The organism is Methylobacterium hispanicum, from assembly GCF_022179285.1.
Taxonomy (GTDB): domain Bacteria; phylum Pseudomonadota; class Alphaproteobacteria; order Rhizobiales; family Beijerinckiaceae; genus Methylobacterium; species Methylobacterium hispanicum.
On sequence record NZ_BPQO01000003.1, the window covers coordinates 155371 to 170753 of the forward strand.

Below are 15383 nucleotides of genomic sequence, written 5' to 3' on the forward strand. Positions count from 1 at the left end.
AATCCCGGGCCACGCCCGGAACCTCCGATCCTCGCGACGGGCGCGGTGTTGGGGGCGGCGGCGTCTGGGAGTGCTGCGGCTGCAGGGGCGGTCCGGGTTGGCGGGCGCCGCACGGGCAGTGTGTCGGCCACCGCAACATCACCGAGCCGTGCGGCTCGAAGGAGGCAAAGGCGGCCGGATAGTGCCCCGGGATCCGGAGCGGCGCAGCGCGGCCGCGCCTCTAGAAGTCGAGCTGGGCCGAGAGGATGAACGTTCGCGGCGCGCCGAGCGCGAGATAGCCGCGGGCCGCCGAGGCCCAGTACGAATCGTCGAGCAGGTTCTGGACGGTGGCCCGCACCACGACGGGCTTGCCGTTCACGCCCTCGAAGGCGTAGCGCAGGCCGGCATCGAAGCGCGTCCAGTCGGGGACCGACTGCGTGTTGGCCTGGTCGTAGAACATCCGGCTCGTGTAGATCGCCCGGCCGGTCAGGGTCAGGCCGGGGGCGAGCCACGGCGGCAGATCGACCTCGCCGTAGAGGCTGAACGCCGTGTCGGGAACGCCGGGCGCCGTGTTGCCGTCGAACTGGCGGTTGGGCGTGCTGACCAGCTTCGCGTCGATGACGGTCACGCCGCCGACGAGCCGCACGCCCGGGACGGGCTCGCCGAACACGTTGAGTTCGAGGCCGCGGTTGCGCTGGAGCCCGCTGAGCGTGAAGCGGTTCGTGGCGGTGTCGGTGAAGGCGTTCGGCTGCTCGATCTCGAAGAGCGAGGCGGTGAGCGCCACGGTGCCGAAATCGTACTTGGCGCCGACCTCCTTCTGCCGGCTGACGACGGGGGCGAAGACCTCGCTGGCGTTGACCACCGTCGCGGGCGCGCTCGGGCCCGCATCGAGCGACTCGATGTAGTTGCCGTAGAAGGCGAGGTTCTCGGTGGGGCGGACCACCAGGGCGTAGGCGGGGCTGAACCGGCTCTCCGCGTAGCGCGTGGCGCGTTGGCCCTGCGTCGGGCCCGGGCGCGTGGCGTAGCTCTGCAGGTCGATCTCCTGGAAGCGCCCGCCGAGCGTCAGCAGGAAGCGGTCGTCGCCGAGCGACAGGGTGTCGGCGATGGCGACGCTGCGGGCGTAGAGTTCCGTGAAGAGCGGCTGCCGGTTGGAGCGCGGGACGTTGAGCGTCGGGACGGAGCCGAACGGCAGGTAGACGGGGTCGTAGATATTGGTCGTGTAGGTCGGCAGGGCGAAGGGCACGAAGCCGCGCGAGTGGTTCTTGTTCACGGCCTCGGCCGCGGCGAGGTTGAACTGGTGGCCGACGAGGCCGGTGTGGAAGCGTGAGCGCAATCCGACCTCGCCGCTGAAGCCCTCCAGCTCGAGCGGCTGGATGGCGAGCGCGTTCGACGCCTGCCCCGTCACGCCCGTGACCCGGTAGTTCGAGGTCAGGAAGTCCTCGTTGTAGCGGCTGAGGCCGCCGGCCGCGTAGAGCGTCGTCTCCGGCAGCAGGTCGTACTCGACCCGGCCCGCGGCCATGTTGTAGCGGCTGTCGTTGTACTCGAACGGGTTCGCGGTGTTGCGCCGCGCGTTCGGCGCGCGCGGAACCGGGATGGTGGGCGCCACCGCGTTGAACAGCGAGGTCGGCGCCGTCACGTTCTGCGTGGAATGGTTCAGGTCGATCGAGGCGCGGAAGCGGTCGCCGCGATAGTCGAGGCCGAGCGCCGCGACGCCGACCTCGATCGCGTTGTTGTCGAGCGGCGTGGCGCCGTTGCGGTAGGCGCCGTTGAAGCGCACGCCCCACTCGTTGAAGGCGCCGAAGCGGCGGCCGATGTCGGCGTGCGTCCAGATCTGTGCGTCGCCGATATAGGTCGTCGTGAGCCGGGTGAGCGGCTCGTCGAAGGCCCGCTTCGGGATCAGGTTGATTGTGCCGCCGACGCGGCCCGTGCCGCCGCTGAGCAGCGCCGTGGGTCCGAGCAGGATCTCGACCCGCTCCAGCCCTTCCGTGAAGGTGCGGCGCGGGTTGGCGAGGTAGAACAGGCCGTCGAAGGCGGTGTCGAGGTTCGTGACCGAGAACCCGCGGATGAAGTACGAGTCGCGCTCGCTGAAGGGCGGGGCGTCGTTGCGGACGGAGGGGTTGTTCAGCACCACGTCGGAGAGCGAGCGCGCCTGCTGGTCGTTGATCAGCTTCTCCGTGTAGCCCGTCACGTTGAAGGGCGTGCGCAGGACGGAGCGGTTGCCCAGGAAGCCGACGCGCGTCCCCGATCCGACCTGACCGCCCGCGTAGGGCACCGGCGGCTGCCCCACCGTGCCGCTGGCCGGCGGCAGGCCCGCGGGCGTTCCCTCGCCCTGCCGCTGCCCCTCGACGCTCAACTCGTCGAGGGTGATCGCCTGGGACGCGCCGAGCTGGACGTAGCGCGGGTTCACGAGCGTGATCGTGGACGGGCCGACCGCGCGGTAGGTCAGGCCCGTGCCGTCGAGGATCCTGCCGAGGGCCTCGAGGGGCCGGAACGCCCCCGCGACGCCCGGTGTCGTCAGCCGTTCCGTCAGCTCGGTCGCGTAGACCAGCTTGACGCTGGCCTGCTCGGTGAAGGCCACGAGCGCCGGTTCGAGCGAGCCCTGCGGGATCGAGAGGACGACCGGCGCCGCGCCCTGCGCCACCCCGGGCTCCGGCGCGATCGCGATGATGCCCGGCCCGCGCGCCGGGCCCGCCGGGGCACGGCCCGCCTCGCGGCCCTGGGCGGCCGGGCCGACCGCCAGCATCGACACACCGGCCAGGAGGCTCCCGGCCCGCCGCACGCCGCCAAACCCACGTCCCCGCAACACCATGCAGCGCCCCATCCGTCCGCTCGAGGGGGCGGCGCGCTTCGCGCTCTCTCGTCCCCACCCCTTGAGATCGGCGAGGCGGCGTTCTCCTGACGTCGGCGGGCGAGGTTTTTTCCGGGAATCCTCAGAGCGGCGATCCGACCAGGACGAGGAAGGGGGTCAGGCGGGTGACGCGCACGCCCATCGTCGCCGCGATCACCTCCAGCGCCTCGTCCGTGTCGCGCGGGTCGAACACGCCCGTGACCCGGCGCTCGCCCGCCTTCCCGTCGAGCAGGACGATGCCGCCGCGGCGGTAGCGCCCCAGCTCCGCCAGGACCCCGGACAGCCGCTCGCCCGAGACGAGCAGGCGGCCCTGCCGCCAGGCCGTCGCCCGGCCCACATCCGCCGCGACGACGGCGGGGGCCGCTCCATCCTGGAGGCGGACCGCCTCGCCGGCCGCGACCTGGACGCGCCGGCCGGACGCGGTCACCTCGACGCGCCCCTCGGCGACGTCCACGGGCCTGTCGGCGCCGTCCACACGGACGGAGAAGCGCGTGCCCAGAGCCCGGACGCTCAGGCCGTTGCCGCGCACCACGAAGGGCCGCCGGGGGTCGGGGGCGACGTCGAAGAAGGCCTCGCCGCGCAGAAGCTCGACCTCGCGCCCGGCCGCGGTGAGGCGTAGGGCGAGGGCCGTGTCGGTGTTGAGGTCGATGTGGCTGCCGTCGGCCAGGGTCTCGTGCGCGATCTCGCCGACCCCGGTCCAGACGTCGGCCCGCATCCGATCGACGAGACCGAGCTCGTAGGCGAGCGCGCCGCCGAGCAGGGCCGCGGCGGCGATGCCGGCAAGGCCCCGCGACGGCCGGCGGCGCCGCCGCGGATCGGGCACTTGGCCGAGCCGGCGCCAGAGCGCGTCCATCTCGGCATAGGCCTTCGCGTGGGCCGGATCGGCCCGGTGCCACGCCTCGAACGTCCTGCGGTCCGTCTCCGTCGCATCGGGCGAGGAGAGGCGCGCGACCCAACCCGCGGCGATCTCGCGGACCGGATCCTCGCCGTCTTCCTCGGTTGCGCCGGACGCCTCGCTCCCGGTCACGAACGGCTCCCCGCCAACCTCGACAGGGCTCGCGCAGCCAGCCTGTGCGTCCCCATAGGCCCGGCAGCGCCGGGACGCCGATCTCCTGACCGCCCTTCCCTCACGGATGGTCGCCGAACCGGCGTCGGCACTGCAGCATGGCCCTGATCAGATGCTTCTCGACCATGTTCCGGCTGATGCCGAGCCGGGCCGCAGCCTCGCCGTTCGGCAGGCCGTCGATGCGCACGAGCAGGAAGACCTCGCGGCACCGGGGCGGCAACGCGTCCACCGCCGCGGCGAGCCGCCGCAACTCCTGCCGGGCGACGACCTGACGTTCCGGCAGGGCGTAGCCGTCGACGATGTCCCCGAGATCCGCCGCGCTCACGGGCTGGAACAGCGTGCCCTCGAACCGCCGCCGGTTCCGCATCCGCAGGGCGACACGATGGGCGATCTGGAACAGGAAGGCCGAGGGCTGTTCGATCTGCGTGCGCGAGAGCGCCGCAAGCATGCGCAGGTACGTTTCCTGGTGGGCGTCGGCCGCGTCGGTCGAATTGCCGAGCAGGCGCAGCAGGAAGCGGCGGAGCTTGGCGTTTTCGCTACGATGCAGCGCATCGATCGATATCGGCTGCATGATGCCGGCTCCGCTCACCTCCGGGTTCTCGCGGCGAAAGATCACTTGATCGACGGCCCATCAAGCCGCTCGCGGCACTAAAAAGAGGCAATCGTTTCGTAATTATTCTAAATAAGATCGGAAAATACGTAGCAAGTCATTGTATCGTAGGCAGTAAAGTCCGACTTTATTATCGATCGAGTGAGGACGGCGGCTGCCGATAGCGCGATGCGCGACCGGGATGTTGTATCACGGCCACACCACGTCACGAGTGCGTCGTGCGCGGCCCGGAGCCCTGCGGCCCGGTCGAAGGGCGCGTCCGGAGCGGTGCCGTCGCGGCCGGGGCGCGGTGCGCCTGCGCCTTGCTGCTCGAGCGGACGCTGGCCGGGGCCGACAGTTCGCATTTTCCGAAGCGCACCATAAAAAATTCGTTCTTCTCTTCGCTGGCCGCTTCAAGCAGACCTGAATCCAGAAGCAACATCGCCGACCCCGTGCGTAACAGATCGAATTTCGCCGGCTCTGACACGTCCGCCGATTTCGAGTCTGAAGGGTCTGCAAGATTTCGGGAGCCAAAATGGCAGTCGAGACCACCGACACTCTGGTCGTGGGAGCTGGCCAATCGGGCATCGCGATGAGCGAGCATCTCAGCGCACTGAAGATTCCGCACATCGTCCTGGAGCGCAGCCGTATCGCCGAGAACTGGAGTTCGATGCGCTGGGATTCGCTGGTCGCCAACGGCCCGGCGTGGCACGACCGCTTTCCGAACCTGACATTCGAGGACGTGCATCCGGACGCCTTCCCGGCGAAGGATCGCGTCGCCCGATATTTCAATGACTACGCCGCGATGATCAAGGCGCCGATCCGGACGGGCGTGGAGGTCCGGCGCGTCAAGCACAACCAGGGTCGTCCCGGCTACACGGTGACGACCTCCGACGGCGTCTACGAGGCCCGGCGGGTCGTGGCGGCGACGGGGCCGTTCCAGGTTCCATCGTTTCCCGACATCGTCCCCGCCGAGGCGGAGGTCGATCAGCTGCATTCCTCGACCTACAAGAACCCCGGGCAGCTGGCGGACGGCGCCGTGCTGGTCGTCGGATGCGGCGCCTCGGGCTCGCAGATCGCCGAAGAGCTCTGCAAGGCGGGGCGCGACGTCTACCTGTCGGTGGGCGAGCATTACCGCCCGCCGCGGGCCTATCGCCAGCGCGACTATTGCTGGTGGCTCGGCGCGCTCGGCCTGTGGGACGAGGTCAAGTCGAAGCGCAAGAAGCGGCACGTCGCCTTCGCGGTGAGCGGCTACGAGGGCGGGCGGACCGTCGATTTCCGGCGGCTCGCGCATCTGGGCGTCACGCTGGTCGGCGTGACCCGTGATTACGCGGACGGCACGCTCCACTTCGCGGACGACCTCGTGCGCAACATCGCCGAGGGCGACGAGGCCTATTTCGACGTCCTGCGGGATGCCGACGCCTACATCGCGCGCAAGGGCCTGGATCTGCCGCCCGAGCCGGAGGCTTGGCAGCGCTACGAGGATCCGGACTGCCTCAAGCAGCCGATCCTCAGCCTCGACCTGAAGACGTCCGGCATCCGCACCATCCTGTGGGCGACCGGCTTCAAGTACGATTTCAGCTGGCTCGACGTCGATGCGTTCGACGAGCAGGGCCTGCCCCTGCACAAGCGCGGCGTCTCGGCGGAGAACGGCATCTACTTCCTCGGCCTGCCCGACCTGACCAACCGCGCCTCGGCCTTCATCTACGGCTGCTGGCAGGACGCGAAGCACATCGCCGACCACATCGTGATCCAGCGCAACTACGACGCCTACACGCGGGCCTGACGAGTCCGGAAGGCTTCCCCACCCCTTTTCTCGGACACCTGGAGCGTCAGCAGAGGGTGATCCGGGATCCAGCAGGAGAAGTGCCGCGGAAGCGGCTCGATCTCCAGCCCCGTCGCAGGATCAGGACGCTTCGCGCCTTGTCTCGGCTGGGTCCCGGATCGCCCTCCGCTGATGCTTCGGGCGTCCGGGAGAAGGGGTGGTTCACGCTCGGCAGGTGCTGCGACGCGATCAAGCAGGCTCTCAATACCCGCGCGTCAGGTCCACGCGGTGCTCGGGTGCGTGTCCCGCGCGCACCCGGCGGATGTTCTCGGCGATCTGCCGGGCGGCGGAGGCGGGGATCGCCACCGAGGCGAGGTGGGGCGTGACGAGGACGTTCTCCATCGTCCAGAGCGGATGACCCTCCGCGAGCGGCTCGGTCTCGAACACGTCGAGCGTCGCGCCCCCGAGATGGCCGGAGGCCAGGGCCGCCACGAGCGCCGCCTCGTCGATCACCGCCCCGCGCGAGACGTTGACGAGCTTGGCCCCCCGCGGCAGCGCGGCGATCGCGTCCGCCCCGATCAGGCGCCGGGTCTCGGGCGTCAGCGGCAGCATCACCACCAGGATCTCGCTGCGGGCGAGGAACGGGACCAGCGCGTCGGGTCCGGCGTGGCAGTCGATCCCGGGAAGCGCCTTCGGCGTGCGCGACCAGCCGGCGACGGAGAAGCCCTGGCGGGCGAGTTCGAGCGCCGCCGCGCCGCCGAGTTCGCCCAGACCCAGCACGCCGACGCGGATCTCCCGGGCCTCGCGCGGGTGGACGTAGTGCCAGCGGCCGGCGCGCTGGGCCGCCTCGAAGGCCGGGATGTCGCGGGCGTAGCGCAGCACCGCGAACAGCACGTAGTGCGTCATCATCCTGGCCATCTCGGGGTCGGACAGGCGCGCGACCGGCACATCGGGCAGGTCGTCCCGGCCGACGAGGGCGTCGGCGCCCGCGCCCAGGATGGTGACGAGCCGCAAGGCCGGATGCCGGGCGAAGAAGCCGGCGGGCGGCTTCCAGACCAGCGCGTAGCGGACGTCGTCCCCCGGCCCGATCTCCTCCGGGGTCCGGACCCGCACGTCCGGCAGCAGCGCCTCGAGCGCGGCGCGCCAGGGCTCGACCGGATCGACGGCGCTCGCGAAGACGAGGGTCTCGGTCACGCGCGGGCCTCCCGCACCAGGGTGGCGAGGGCGGTGATCGCGAGTTCGTAGCCGAGGCCGCCGAGCCCCGCGACCACGCCGGTCGCCGCCCGCGAGACGTAGGAATGGTGCCGGAAGGGCTCGCGCTTCCAGATGTTGCTCATGTGCACCTCCACGATGGGCCCGGGAAAGGCCTGCAGCGCGTCGAGGATCGCCACGGAGGTGTAGGTCAGCCCGGCCGCGTTGATGGCCAGGCCCGCGGCCGTCCCTCGGCCCTCCTGGATCCAGTCCACGAGCACGCCCTCGTGGTTCGACTGCCGGAAATCGAGGGCGACGCCGACGGATCCGGCATGCCGCTCGCAGCGCGCCTTGAGCGTGGGGAAGCTCTCCGTGCCGTAGGTGCCGCTCGGGTCGAGCCCGTACAGGTTGGCGTTCGGACCGTTCAGGAAAAGGATCGGGATCGGCGCGGTCATGGTGTGTTCCTCGGGGCGTTCCTTGGAGCGTTCCTCGGGGGCTTCCTGCCCCGGTTGGGCGCTCTAGCGCGGGACCCGCCGCTCGATGGCGGGCGCGACCATGCCGGGGATGTAGGCGTCGGAGATGAAGGCCCGGCAGTGCGTCTCGAAGGCCTCCACGAGGCGCGAGCGGTTGAGCTGCTTCAGGCGCGCGAGGCCGATGCGCATCGGGCGGTGCGTGCCCGCGAGCCGCACCCGCTTCAGCCGCTTCCCGTCGAGGGCGAGGTCGGAGCGCGGGCGCACGTTGAACAGGGTGTAGCCGTGGCCGTTGGCCACCATCGTGCGCACCACCTCCTGGTGGGCGGAGCGCGCGCCGATCCGCGGCTGCAGGCCCTCGGCCATGAAGAGGGCGAGGAAGTATTCGCGGCTCAGCGGCAGGTCGAGCAGGATCATCGGCTCGTCCACGACGTCGGCCAGCGCGACCGCTGCCTGCTCCGCGAACGGGTGCCCCTCCGCCACCAGGACGTGCGGCGGCAGATCGACGAGCGGGGTGAAGTGGATGTCGTCCGGCACGTGCAGGTCGTAGGTCAGCGCGACCTCGGTCTCGGAGCGGCGCAGACCCGTGATGAGCTGTTCCTGGTCGCCCTCGACGTAGCGGATCTGCGTGGCCGGATAGGCGGTGGTGAAGGCGTGGGCGAGTTCGGGCACGAGCATCGGCGCGAGCGTCACCATGCAGCCGAGCGAGAGGGGGCCCCGCACCTGCCCGCCGGCCTCGGAGGCCAGGGTGTAGAGCCCCTCGGCCTGCTCCACGAGGGCCTTGGCCTCGCGCAGCACCTCGCGGCCGATCGGCGTCAGCGTGAGCCCCTGCGCGTGGTGGCGGACGAAGAGCTGCACGGAGAGTTCCCGCTCCAGGTGCGCGATGGCCGTCGAGATCGAGGGCTGCGAGATGTGGATGCGCTCGGAGGCGAGTGTGATGCTGCCGGTCTGGCCGGCGGCGATGAAGTATTCGAGCTGGCGCAGGGTGAACCGCATTCGCCGCCTTCAGCGAGCGCAGAGGACGACCAGTGGGCCGACCGGAAGACCGCCTCGCGTCCTGTCCTCGATCATAGGTCGCCCGGCACTCCGTAGCTCGGCGCGGCGACCGGGTCGAGGGCGCGGGTGACGTAGGCGTCGAGCTGCGGCCGGTAGAGGTCCCAGAGCGCGGCGAGGCCCGCGATCGGGCAATCCTCGGTCCAGTCGACGCGCAGGTCCGCGACGGGCCAGGCGACCTCGCGCACCAGCATGAGCCCGGCCGAGTGCACGGGGCCCGCCTCACCGCCGGCCGCGAGCGCCGCCCGCATCGCGACGAGGAGGCGATCGCCCAGATGCCCGGACGCGCCCAGGAAGGCCTCGACCATGGCCCCGGGCACGCCCGCGTCGGCGAGCAGGTTGCCGCCGCAGGCGACGTCCCGGTCGCGCGCCTCGGCCCAGGTTCCGAGCGCCCTGGGGCCGGAATGGATCGCCGTGCCGCCGGCCGCGTCCACCGCGAGCACCTGCCGATAGTCCATCGGGCCGCCGGTCCGCCGCAGCACGGCGACGGCCTCGGCGGCGTCGGCGCCGAGCGCCATCAGGTCGAGGGCCCGGCGCCCGAGCCTCGGGTCCGTCACGTTCTGGCTCGCGACCGCGCCGACCCCCGCGCGGGCATGGGCGCAGCGCGCGGCGACGGCGGGCGAGGAGGACGAGACGGCGACGCCGAACATGCCGGTCGCCGCGCAGCGCGCCACGATCGAGAAGGTCATGCGCCCTCCGGGATCACCGCGATGGCGTCGATCTCGACGAGCCATTCGGGCCGGGCGAGCGCGGAGACCACGATCCCGGTCGAGACCGGATGGACGCCCTTCAGCCAGCGGCCGACCGTGCGGTAGACCGGCTCGCGGTAGCGCGGATCGACGAGGTAGATCGTGATCTTGCAGATGTGCTCGAGCTTGGAGCCGGCCTCCTCCAGCAGCATCGCGATGTTGGCCATCGCCTTCTCGGCCTGACCGGCGGCGTCGCCGATCGCGACGCTCTCGGAGCTGTCGAGGTCCTGGCCGATCTGCCCGCGCACGAAGACCATCTGCCCCCGCGCCACCACGGTCTGGCAGAGGTCGTTGTCGAGCTGCTGCTCCGGATAGGTGTCGCGGGTGTTGAAGGGACGGATCCGCTTGTGGACGGTCATCGGGTCGTTCCTACCTCGGGCAAGAGCGAAGGCGGGCTGCGGCTCGCGCCGCCCGGCCCGGGAGACGAGCGCCCGTGCGGGCGCCGCACGCGACCCGGCCGCTCGACGCATCGGGATCGACCGGCGGCGCCCGCTTCCAGGCTTGAGCGGGGCGAGGATATCGATCCGGCCGGTCCCAACAACTAGCACTTGCCGGGGTCGTGGTTCGGAAAATCCGAAGCCGCCGGAGGCCCCGCGACGGCCGCGGATACGGCTCCGCGTGTTGTCTCCGGTACGCGCCGACCGTAACCATCCGCCCGGTCCAGCGAGGCGCGGAATCCACTGATGGTCACCCCTGTCACGGCATCGCAAGCGCTCATCGAGACGCTGGACAGGCTCGTCGCCTTCGAGTCCGTCAGCGCCAGCAGCAACCTCGCGCTCGTCGACTCCGTCGAGGCGCTCGCCCGGGCGAGCGGGGCCGAGATCGACCGGGTGCCCTCGGAGACGGGCGAGAAGGCCGCGCTCTGGATCACGCTCGGCCCGCGGGACGTGCCGGGCTACGTGCTCTCCGGGCACAGCGACGTCGTGCCGGTGGCGGGGCAAGCCTGGTCGAGCGACCCGTTCCGGCTGACCGAGTGCGACGGGCGCCTCTACGGGCGCGGCACCTCGGACATGAAGGGCTTCGTCGCGGTCTGCCTGGCGCTGATGCCCGAGATGGCGGCGGCGGGGCTCGCCCGCCCGATCCACATCGCCCTCTCGTACGACGAGGAGGTCGGCTGCCTCGGCGTGCGCCCGCTGATCGCGCGGATGCGCGCGCGGGGCCTGCGGCCGCTCGGCTGCTTCGTGGGCGAGCCGACCGAGATGGGCGTGGTGGTCGGCCACAAGGGCAAGAGCGCGGCGCGGCTCACCTTCCGCGGACGGGCCTGCCACTCGGCGATGGCGCCGCAGGGGATCAACGCCGTCGAGTACGCCGCCCGCTTCATCGACCATGTCCGCCTGAGCGCCGAGGGGCTCGCCCGCGACGGCGCCCGCGACCCGCTCTACGACGTGCCCCACACCACCGGGCTCTGCAGCGTCGTCCGCGGCGGCACGGCGCTCAACATCGTGCCCGACGCCTGCGCGGTCGAGTTCGAGTACCGCGCCATCGCGGCCGACGATGCCGGGGCACTGGCCGGGGCCGCGATCGCCTACGCGACCGAGGTGCTGGGCGCCGAGATGCGCGCGCGAGACCCCGCCTGCGGCGTCACGGTCGAGCCGCTTGTCGATTATCCGGGGCTCGAGCTCGATCCGGGGGCGGATCTGGCGCGCCTCGCCAAGCGGCTCGCCGGCCGCGACGACCACGCCAAGGTGTCCTACGGGACCGAGGCGGGCCTGTTCCAGGCGCTGGGCGACGTTCCGGCCGTGGTGATCGGCCCGGGCGCGATGGCGCGCGCCCACAAGGCCGACGAGTACGTCACGCGGGACGAGCTGGAGAACTGCGCCGCCTTCGTCCGGCGCTTGATCGACGTGTCGCGCTGACGTGGAGACCGGGCGCGCGGGCTGCCGCGGCCCGCACCACCCATTTCCCGGGCGCCTGGAACGAAGTGGAAGGTGACCCGGGATCCAGCACAAGACGTCGCGAAGCGTCGATACGCTGCAACGGTGCTGGACATCGAGCCGCTTCGCGGCACGTCCTTCTCTGGGTCCCGGATCATCTTCCGCTGACGCTCCAGGCGTGCAGGCCCGAAGGGCCCGGAAAGGGGCGGGGTCTCTCATCCGCAAGGGTCGGAAGCCGGTCGCGACCGAGACCGCGTGCGGCACTCGCCCCTCAATCCTCGGGCGTGGTGCGCTGCATCGAGGGGCGCCGGCCGAACGCCTCGTACCACGCCGCGGCGGCAGGCCGGCCGGTCCGCCAGCCGAGGTCGGGGAAGCGGAAATCGAGGTAGCCGAGGGCGCAGGCCGTGGCGACGGCGCCGATATCGAGCGCGCTCGCAGGCCCGGCGAGCGTCGCCTCGATCCGGTCGAGGGCGCCGGCGATCTTCGCCACCTGGCCCGCTTCCCAGGCATCCCAGCGCGCGGTGGCCGGCCGCAGGACGCGCTCGTAGCGCAGCAGCAGCGCGGCATCGAGCAGGCCGTCGGCCAGCGCTTGGCGGGCGAGCGCGTCCCAGCGTGCCTCCCCGTCCGGGAAGAGGCGCGGGCCGGCCGAGCGCGCGTCGAGGTACTCGCAGATCACCCGGCTGTCGAACAGGGCAGTGCCGTCGTCCAGCACCAGGGTCGGGACTTTGCCGAGGGGGTTGTGGCCCACTGTGTCCGGGTTGCGCTCGGTCGGCACGGCGGCGACCGGCCCGATCTCGATCGCCTCCGCCTGGCCGGTCTCGTGGGCGAGGACCAGGACCTTGCGGACATAGGGCGAGGTGCGCGCGTAGAGGAGCTTCATCGGATGGAACCCTCCTGTCCCGAGCCTGTCGGCCCGGCTCTCCGTTAGAGCCTCACGGCTCGGGCGGGAAGGCGACGAGGCCCGCCTGCGGCACGAGCAGGCCCACCGGGGTCCCGGGGGCGTAGGTGGCGAGCGCCCCGTGCCCCGGCATCCGCACCACCACGCGCCCGCCTCCGGCGAGGTCGGGATGGAGGTCGGCGTGCAGGTCGATGTGGGAGCCCTGGTAGACCAGGGCCGCGACCCGGGCCGGCAGGGTCCCGGCCTCGCCCGCGGGGCGCACCCCGAGATGATCCGGCCGCACGAACACGTCCACCGTCGCGCCGGCCGCGCAAGCGCCCAGCGAGCCGGCCTCGACCTCGCGACGCAGGCCGCCGACCGCGACCGTGGCGCGCTCGCCCGCCCGGGTTTCCAGACGGCCGGGCAGGAGGTTCACGTCGCCGATGAACCCCGCCACGAAGCGGTCCTGCGGGTGACGGTAGACCTGGTCCGGCGTGCCGACCTGCCGGACGCGGCCGGCCGACATCACCACGATCCGGTCCGACATGCTGAGCGCCTCGCCCTGGTCGTGCGTGACGAAGACCGTCGTCACCCCGAGCCGGCGCTGGATCTCCTTCAGCTCGACCTGCATCGCCCCGCGCAGGTTCTTGTCGAGCGCCGAGAACGGCTCGTCGAGCAGCAGCACCTTCGGGCGGATGACGAGGGCGCGGGCGAGCGCGACGCGCTGTTGCTGGCCGCCGGAGAGCTGGCGGGGCGAACGGTCGGCGAAGCCCGAGAGCTTCACGAGGGCAAGCGCCTCCGCGACCCGCTCGGCGATCTCGCGCTTCGGGACCCCCCGCATGCGCAGGCCGTAGCCGACGTTCTTAGCCACGCTCATGTGCGGGAACAGGGCGTAGTTCTGGAAGACGATGCCGATCTCGCGCTCGTAGGGCGGGGTGGCGGTGACGAGGTCGTCCCCGATGAAGATCTCGCCCGCATCCGCCTCCAGGAAGCCCGCCATCAGGTTGAGGAGGGTGGTCTTGCCGCAGCCCGAGGGGCCGAGCAGCGTCAGGAACTCGCCCTGCTCCACCCGGAGCCAGGTCTCCTCCAGGGCGGTGACCGTGCCAAAGCGCTTCACCACCCCGTCGAGGCGGACCGCCGGGGCGGGCCGGGCGGACACGGCGGCGCCGGGCAGGCTCGCGGGCGGGGAGAGATCAGCGGCCTTGCTCAACATTCAACACCTTGCCGAGCCCGAGGAACGTGTTGGCGACGGTCAGCGCGAGCGCCGTCACCGCGATGTAGATGACCGAGACGGCCGCGAGCGTCGGGTCCGCGAACTCGCGGACGTAGCCGTACATCGCCACCGGCAGGGTCTGGGTCGCCTGCCCCGTCACGAAGAGCGAGGCGGTGAACTCGTTGAAGGAGAGGATCGCGGCGAAGAGCCAGCCGCTGACGAGACCGGGCGCCAGCAGCGGCAGGGTGATGGTCGAGAGCACGCGGCCCGGCCGGGCGCCGAGGCTGGCGGCGGCCAGTTCCAGCCGCTCGTCGATGTTCTGCAGCGAGATGTAGACCGAGCGGATCACGAAGGGCAGCACCACGATCACGTGGGTGAGGACCACGACGGAGAAGCCCCGGGCCGCGCCGATGCCGGTGGCGAGCACCAGGAGGCCGAGGCCGATGGTGAAGTGCGGCACGATCAGGGGCGAGAGCAGCACGCCCTCCAGCGTCGCCTTGAGGCGGAAGCTGTACCGCTTCAGCGCGATCGCGAAGCCGGTGCCGACGCCGAGCGCGATCGTGGAGGCCCAGGCGGTGACCACGAGGCTGTTCCACAGGCCCGTCTGGAAATCCCGGTAGGTCAGGGCCCGGGTGAACCAGCGGGTCGAGTACTTGGCCGGCGGGAAGCTCAGGATCGCCCGGTCGTTGAAGGCGGCGAGCGTCACCACGAAGGCCGGCAGGACGATGAAGGCGAGGATCAGCCCGACGAGGACCTTGCCGGAGATCCCCAGGAGACGGGTGCGGAGGCCGCGGCGCATCAGTGACCTCCGAGCGCTTCGAGCGGACGCGCGGCGCGGCGCACGAGCCACATCGTGCCGAGCGCCAGGACGAGGCCGGCGAGGCTGAGCGAGGCCGCGACCGGGAAATTGAACGAGGACAGGCCGAGCTGGTAGACCAGCGTCGAGACGACCCCGACCTTGCCGCCGCCGATCACCTGGGGCGTGGCGAAGGCGCTGAAGGTCCAGGCGAAGGCGGTGGTGAAGCCCGCCACCACGCCGGGCATCGAGAGCGGCAGCGTCACGGTGAGGAAGGCCCGCACCGGCCCGGCGCCGAGGCTCTGCGCCGCCCGCTCGTAGTCGCGGTCGATATGGGCGAGGGCGGCTGCCAGCATGATCACCATCACGGGCAGCGTCACGTGGACGAGGGCGATGATCACCCCGAGTTCCGTGAACATGAGCTGGATCGGCCGGTCGATCAGCCCGAGCTGGCGGAGCGTCGCGTTCACGAAGCCGGAATTGCCGAGCACCACCGTCCAGGCATAGGTGCGCACCACCTCGCCGAGGAAGAGCGGCGTCACCGCGGTGACCAGGATGACCGATTTCAGGAGCATCGAGCGGCAGCGCACCAGGGCGTAGGCGACGGGGTAGCCCACGACCAGGGTGATCAGCGCCGTCTCGAAGCAGATCAGCACCGTGTCGCGCAGCGCCCGCAGCACGATCGGGCGGCCGAGATCGGTGAAGTTCTCCAGCGTGAGCCCGCCGACGTCGAGGGAGCCCGGCATGTAGGCGTGCAGGCTGTAGCGCAGGATCGCCGCCATGGCGGCCACGATCGCAACGGCGACGAGCACCGCCGGCGTCACGAACAGGGGCAGGAAGGGCCGGCGGCGGATCGCGGGTGTCATCGGGCTTCCGGTCGATCGGGGCGGTGGGCACGATCCCCGCCCCCGGT

15 protein-coding genes are annotated in these 15383 nt (G+C 71.5%); 2 read left to right on the forward strand and 13 right to left on the reverse strand.

Annotated features, from left to right (window positions below; all coding sequences use genetic code 11):
• Positions 1–220: 220 nt before the first annotated feature.
• From MFF56_RS04750 to MFF56_RS04765, 4 genes are all read right to left on the reverse strand, one after another.
• Positions 221–2788: a TonB-dependent receptor gene (locus MFF56_RS04750; RefSeq protein WP_238229592.1), complete on the reverse strand. Its 2568-nt coding sequence runs from the start codon at positions 2786–2788 to the stop codon at positions 221–223.
• A 121-nt stretch (positions 2789–2909) separates the two neighbouring features.
• Positions 2910–3854, reverse strand: a complete 945-nt coding sequence (locus tag MFF56_RS04755; RefSeq protein ID WP_066919297.1) for a FecR family protein — start codon at positions 3852–3854, stop codon at positions 2910–2912.
• Between the two features lie 100 nt (positions 3855–3954).
• Complete coding sequence (locus MFF56_RS04760) at positions 3955–4464, reverse strand: RNA polymerase sigma factor (RefSeq protein ID WP_066919320.1); 510 nt, start codon at positions 4462–4464, stop codon at positions 3955–3957.
• A gap of 244 nt (positions 4465–4708) precedes the next feature.
• Entirely contained in the window at positions 4709–4969 is a 261-nt protein-coding gene (locus MFF56_RS04765) for a hypothetical protein (protein ID WP_156453525.1), read from the reverse strand.
• A gap of 48 nt (positions 4970–5017) precedes the next feature.
• Between MFF56_RS04765 and MFF56_RS04770 the strand changes: the two genes are divergently transcribed.
• Complete coding sequence (locus MFF56_RS04770; RefSeq protein WP_066919299.1) at positions 5018–6268, forward strand: flavin-containing monooxygenase; 1251 nt, start codon at positions 5018–5020, stop codon at positions 6266–6268.
• Between the two features lie 240 nt (positions 6269–6508).
• Here the strand turns inward: MFF56_RS04770 and MFF56_RS04775 are convergent, their stop codons facing one another.
• The 5 genes from MFF56_RS04775 to MFF56_RS04795 form a co-directional block, all read right to left on the reverse strand.
• Positions 6509–7441 (reverse strand): 2-hydroxyacid dehydrogenase, encoded by a 933-nt coding sequence (locus MFF56_RS04775; RefSeq protein ID WP_066919301.1) that lies wholly within the window; start codon positions 7439–7441, stop codon positions 6509–6511.
• On the reverse strand, positions 7438–7893 hold the full coding sequence (locus MFF56_RS04780) for a type II 3-dehydroquinate dehydratase (protein ID WP_066919303.1): 456 nt from the start codon (positions 7891–7893) through the stop codon (positions 7438–7440). The genes MFF56_RS04775 and MFF56_RS04780 overlap by 4 nt, the downstream gene beginning before the upstream one ends.
• 63 nt (positions 7894–7956) lie before the next feature.
• The gene (locus MFF56_RS04785) at positions 7957–8904 is read right to left on the reverse strand and encodes a LysR family transcriptional regulator (protein WP_066919305.1); all 948 of its coding nucleotides are present in this window, start codon (positions 8902–8904) and stop codon (positions 7957–7959) included.
• A 71-nt stretch (positions 8905–8975) separates the two neighbouring features.
• Positions 8976–9650, reverse strand: coding sequence for a DUF1028 domain-containing protein (locus MFF56_RS04790; protein ID WP_066919308.1), 675 nt, complete (start codon positions 9648–9650; stop codon positions 8976–8978).
• Positions 9647–10069, reverse strand: a complete 423-nt coding sequence (locus MFF56_RS04795) for a RidA family protein (RefSeq protein WP_066919310.1) — start codon at positions 10067–10069, stop codon at positions 9647–9649. Before MFF56_RS04795 ends, MFF56_RS04790 begins: the two co-directional genes overlap by 4 nt.
• A gap of 324 nt (positions 10070–10393) precedes the next feature.
• On the opposite strand from MFF56_RS04795, the gene argE reads away from it, so the two are divergent.
• Positions 10394–11566, forward strand: a complete 1173-nt coding sequence (gene argE, locus MFF56_RS04800; RefSeq protein ID WP_066919312.1) for an acetylornithine deacetylase — start codon at positions 10394–10396, stop codon at positions 11564–11566.
• A 289-nt stretch (positions 11567–11855) separates the two neighbouring features.
• Here the strand turns inward: argE and MFF56_RS04805 are convergent, their stop codons facing one another.
• Genes MFF56_RS04805 through MFF56_RS04820 form a run of 4 tightly spaced genes read right to left on the reverse strand, consistent with a single transcriptional unit; the run spans position 11856 to position 15336 of the window.
• Positions 11856–12464, reverse strand: coding sequence for a glutathione S-transferase (locus MFF56_RS04805; protein ID WP_066919314.1), 609 nt, complete (start codon positions 12462–12464; stop codon positions 11856–11858).
• Positions 12465–12516: 52 nt separating this feature from the next.
• The gene (locus tag MFF56_RS04810; RefSeq protein ID WP_066919316.1) at positions 12517–13674 is read right to left on the reverse strand and encodes an ABC transporter ATP-binding protein; all 1158 of its coding nucleotides are present in this window, start codon (positions 13672–13674) and stop codon (positions 12517–12519) included.
• On the reverse strand, positions 13655–14473 hold the full coding sequence (locus tag MFF56_RS04815) for an ABC transporter permease (protein WP_066919318.1): 819 nt from the start codon (positions 14471–14473) through the stop codon (positions 13655–13657). The genes MFF56_RS04810 and MFF56_RS04815 overlap by 20 nt, the downstream gene beginning before the upstream one ends.
• The gene (locus MFF56_RS04820; RefSeq protein ID WP_238229593.1) at positions 14473–15336 is read right to left on the reverse strand and encodes an ABC transporter permease; all 864 of its coding nucleotides are present in this window, start codon (positions 15334–15336) and stop codon (positions 14473–14475) included. Before MFF56_RS04820 ends, MFF56_RS04815 begins: the two co-directional genes overlap by 1 nt.
• Positions 15337–15383: the final 47 nt, after the last annotated feature.

Bases quoted from the DNA above. Each gene is read 5' to 3' on its own strand.
- MFF56_RS04750 (WP_238229592.1), bottom strand. From the start codon at position 2,788: ATGGTGTTGCGGGGACGTGGGTTTGGCGGCGTGCGGCGGGCCGGGAGC.
- MFF56_RS04760 (WP_066919320.1), bottom strand. From the start codon at position 4,464: ATGCAGCCGATATCGATCGATGCGCTGCATCGTAGCGAAAACGCCAAG.
- MFF56_RS04770 (WP_066919299.1), top strand. From the start codon at position 5,018: ATGGCAGTCGAGACCACCGACACTCTGGTCGTGGGAGCTGGCCAATCG.
- MFF56_RS04780 (WP_066919303.1), bottom strand. From the start codon at position 7,893: ATGACCGCGCCGATCCCGATCCTTTTCCTGAACGGTCCGAACGCCAAC.
- MFF56_RS04785 (WP_066919305.1), bottom strand. From the start codon at position 8,904: ATGCGGTTCACCCTGCGCCAGCTCGAATACTTCATCGCCGCCGGCCAG.
- MFF56_RS04790 (WP_066919308.1), bottom strand. From the start codon at position 9,650: ATGACCTTCTCGATCGTGGCGCGCTGCGCGGCGACCGGCATGTTCGGC.
- MFF56_RS04795 (WP_066919310.1), bottom strand. From the start codon at position 10,069: ATGACCGTCCACAAGCGGATCCGTCCCTTCAACACCCGCGACACCTAT.
- argE (WP_066919312.1), top strand. From the start codon at position 10,394: ATGGTCACCCCTGTCACGGCATCGCAAGCGCTCATCGAGACGCTGGAC.
- MFF56_RS04805 (WP_066919314.1), bottom strand. From the start codon at position 12,464: ATGAAGCTCCTCTACGCGCGCACCTCGCCCTATGTCCGCAAGGTCCTG.
- MFF56_RS04810 (WP_066919316.1), bottom strand. From the start codon at position 13,674: ATGTTGAGCAAGGCCGCTGATCTCTCCCCGCCCGCGAGCCTGCCCGGC.
- MFF56_RS04815 (WP_066919318.1), bottom strand. From the start codon at position 14,473: ATGCGCCGCGGCCTCCGCACCCGTCTCCTGGGGATCTCCGGCAAGGTC.
- MFF56_RS04820 (WP_238229593.1), bottom strand. From the start codon at position 15,336: ATGACACCCGCGATCCGCCGCCGGCCCTTCCTGCCCCTGTTCGTGACG.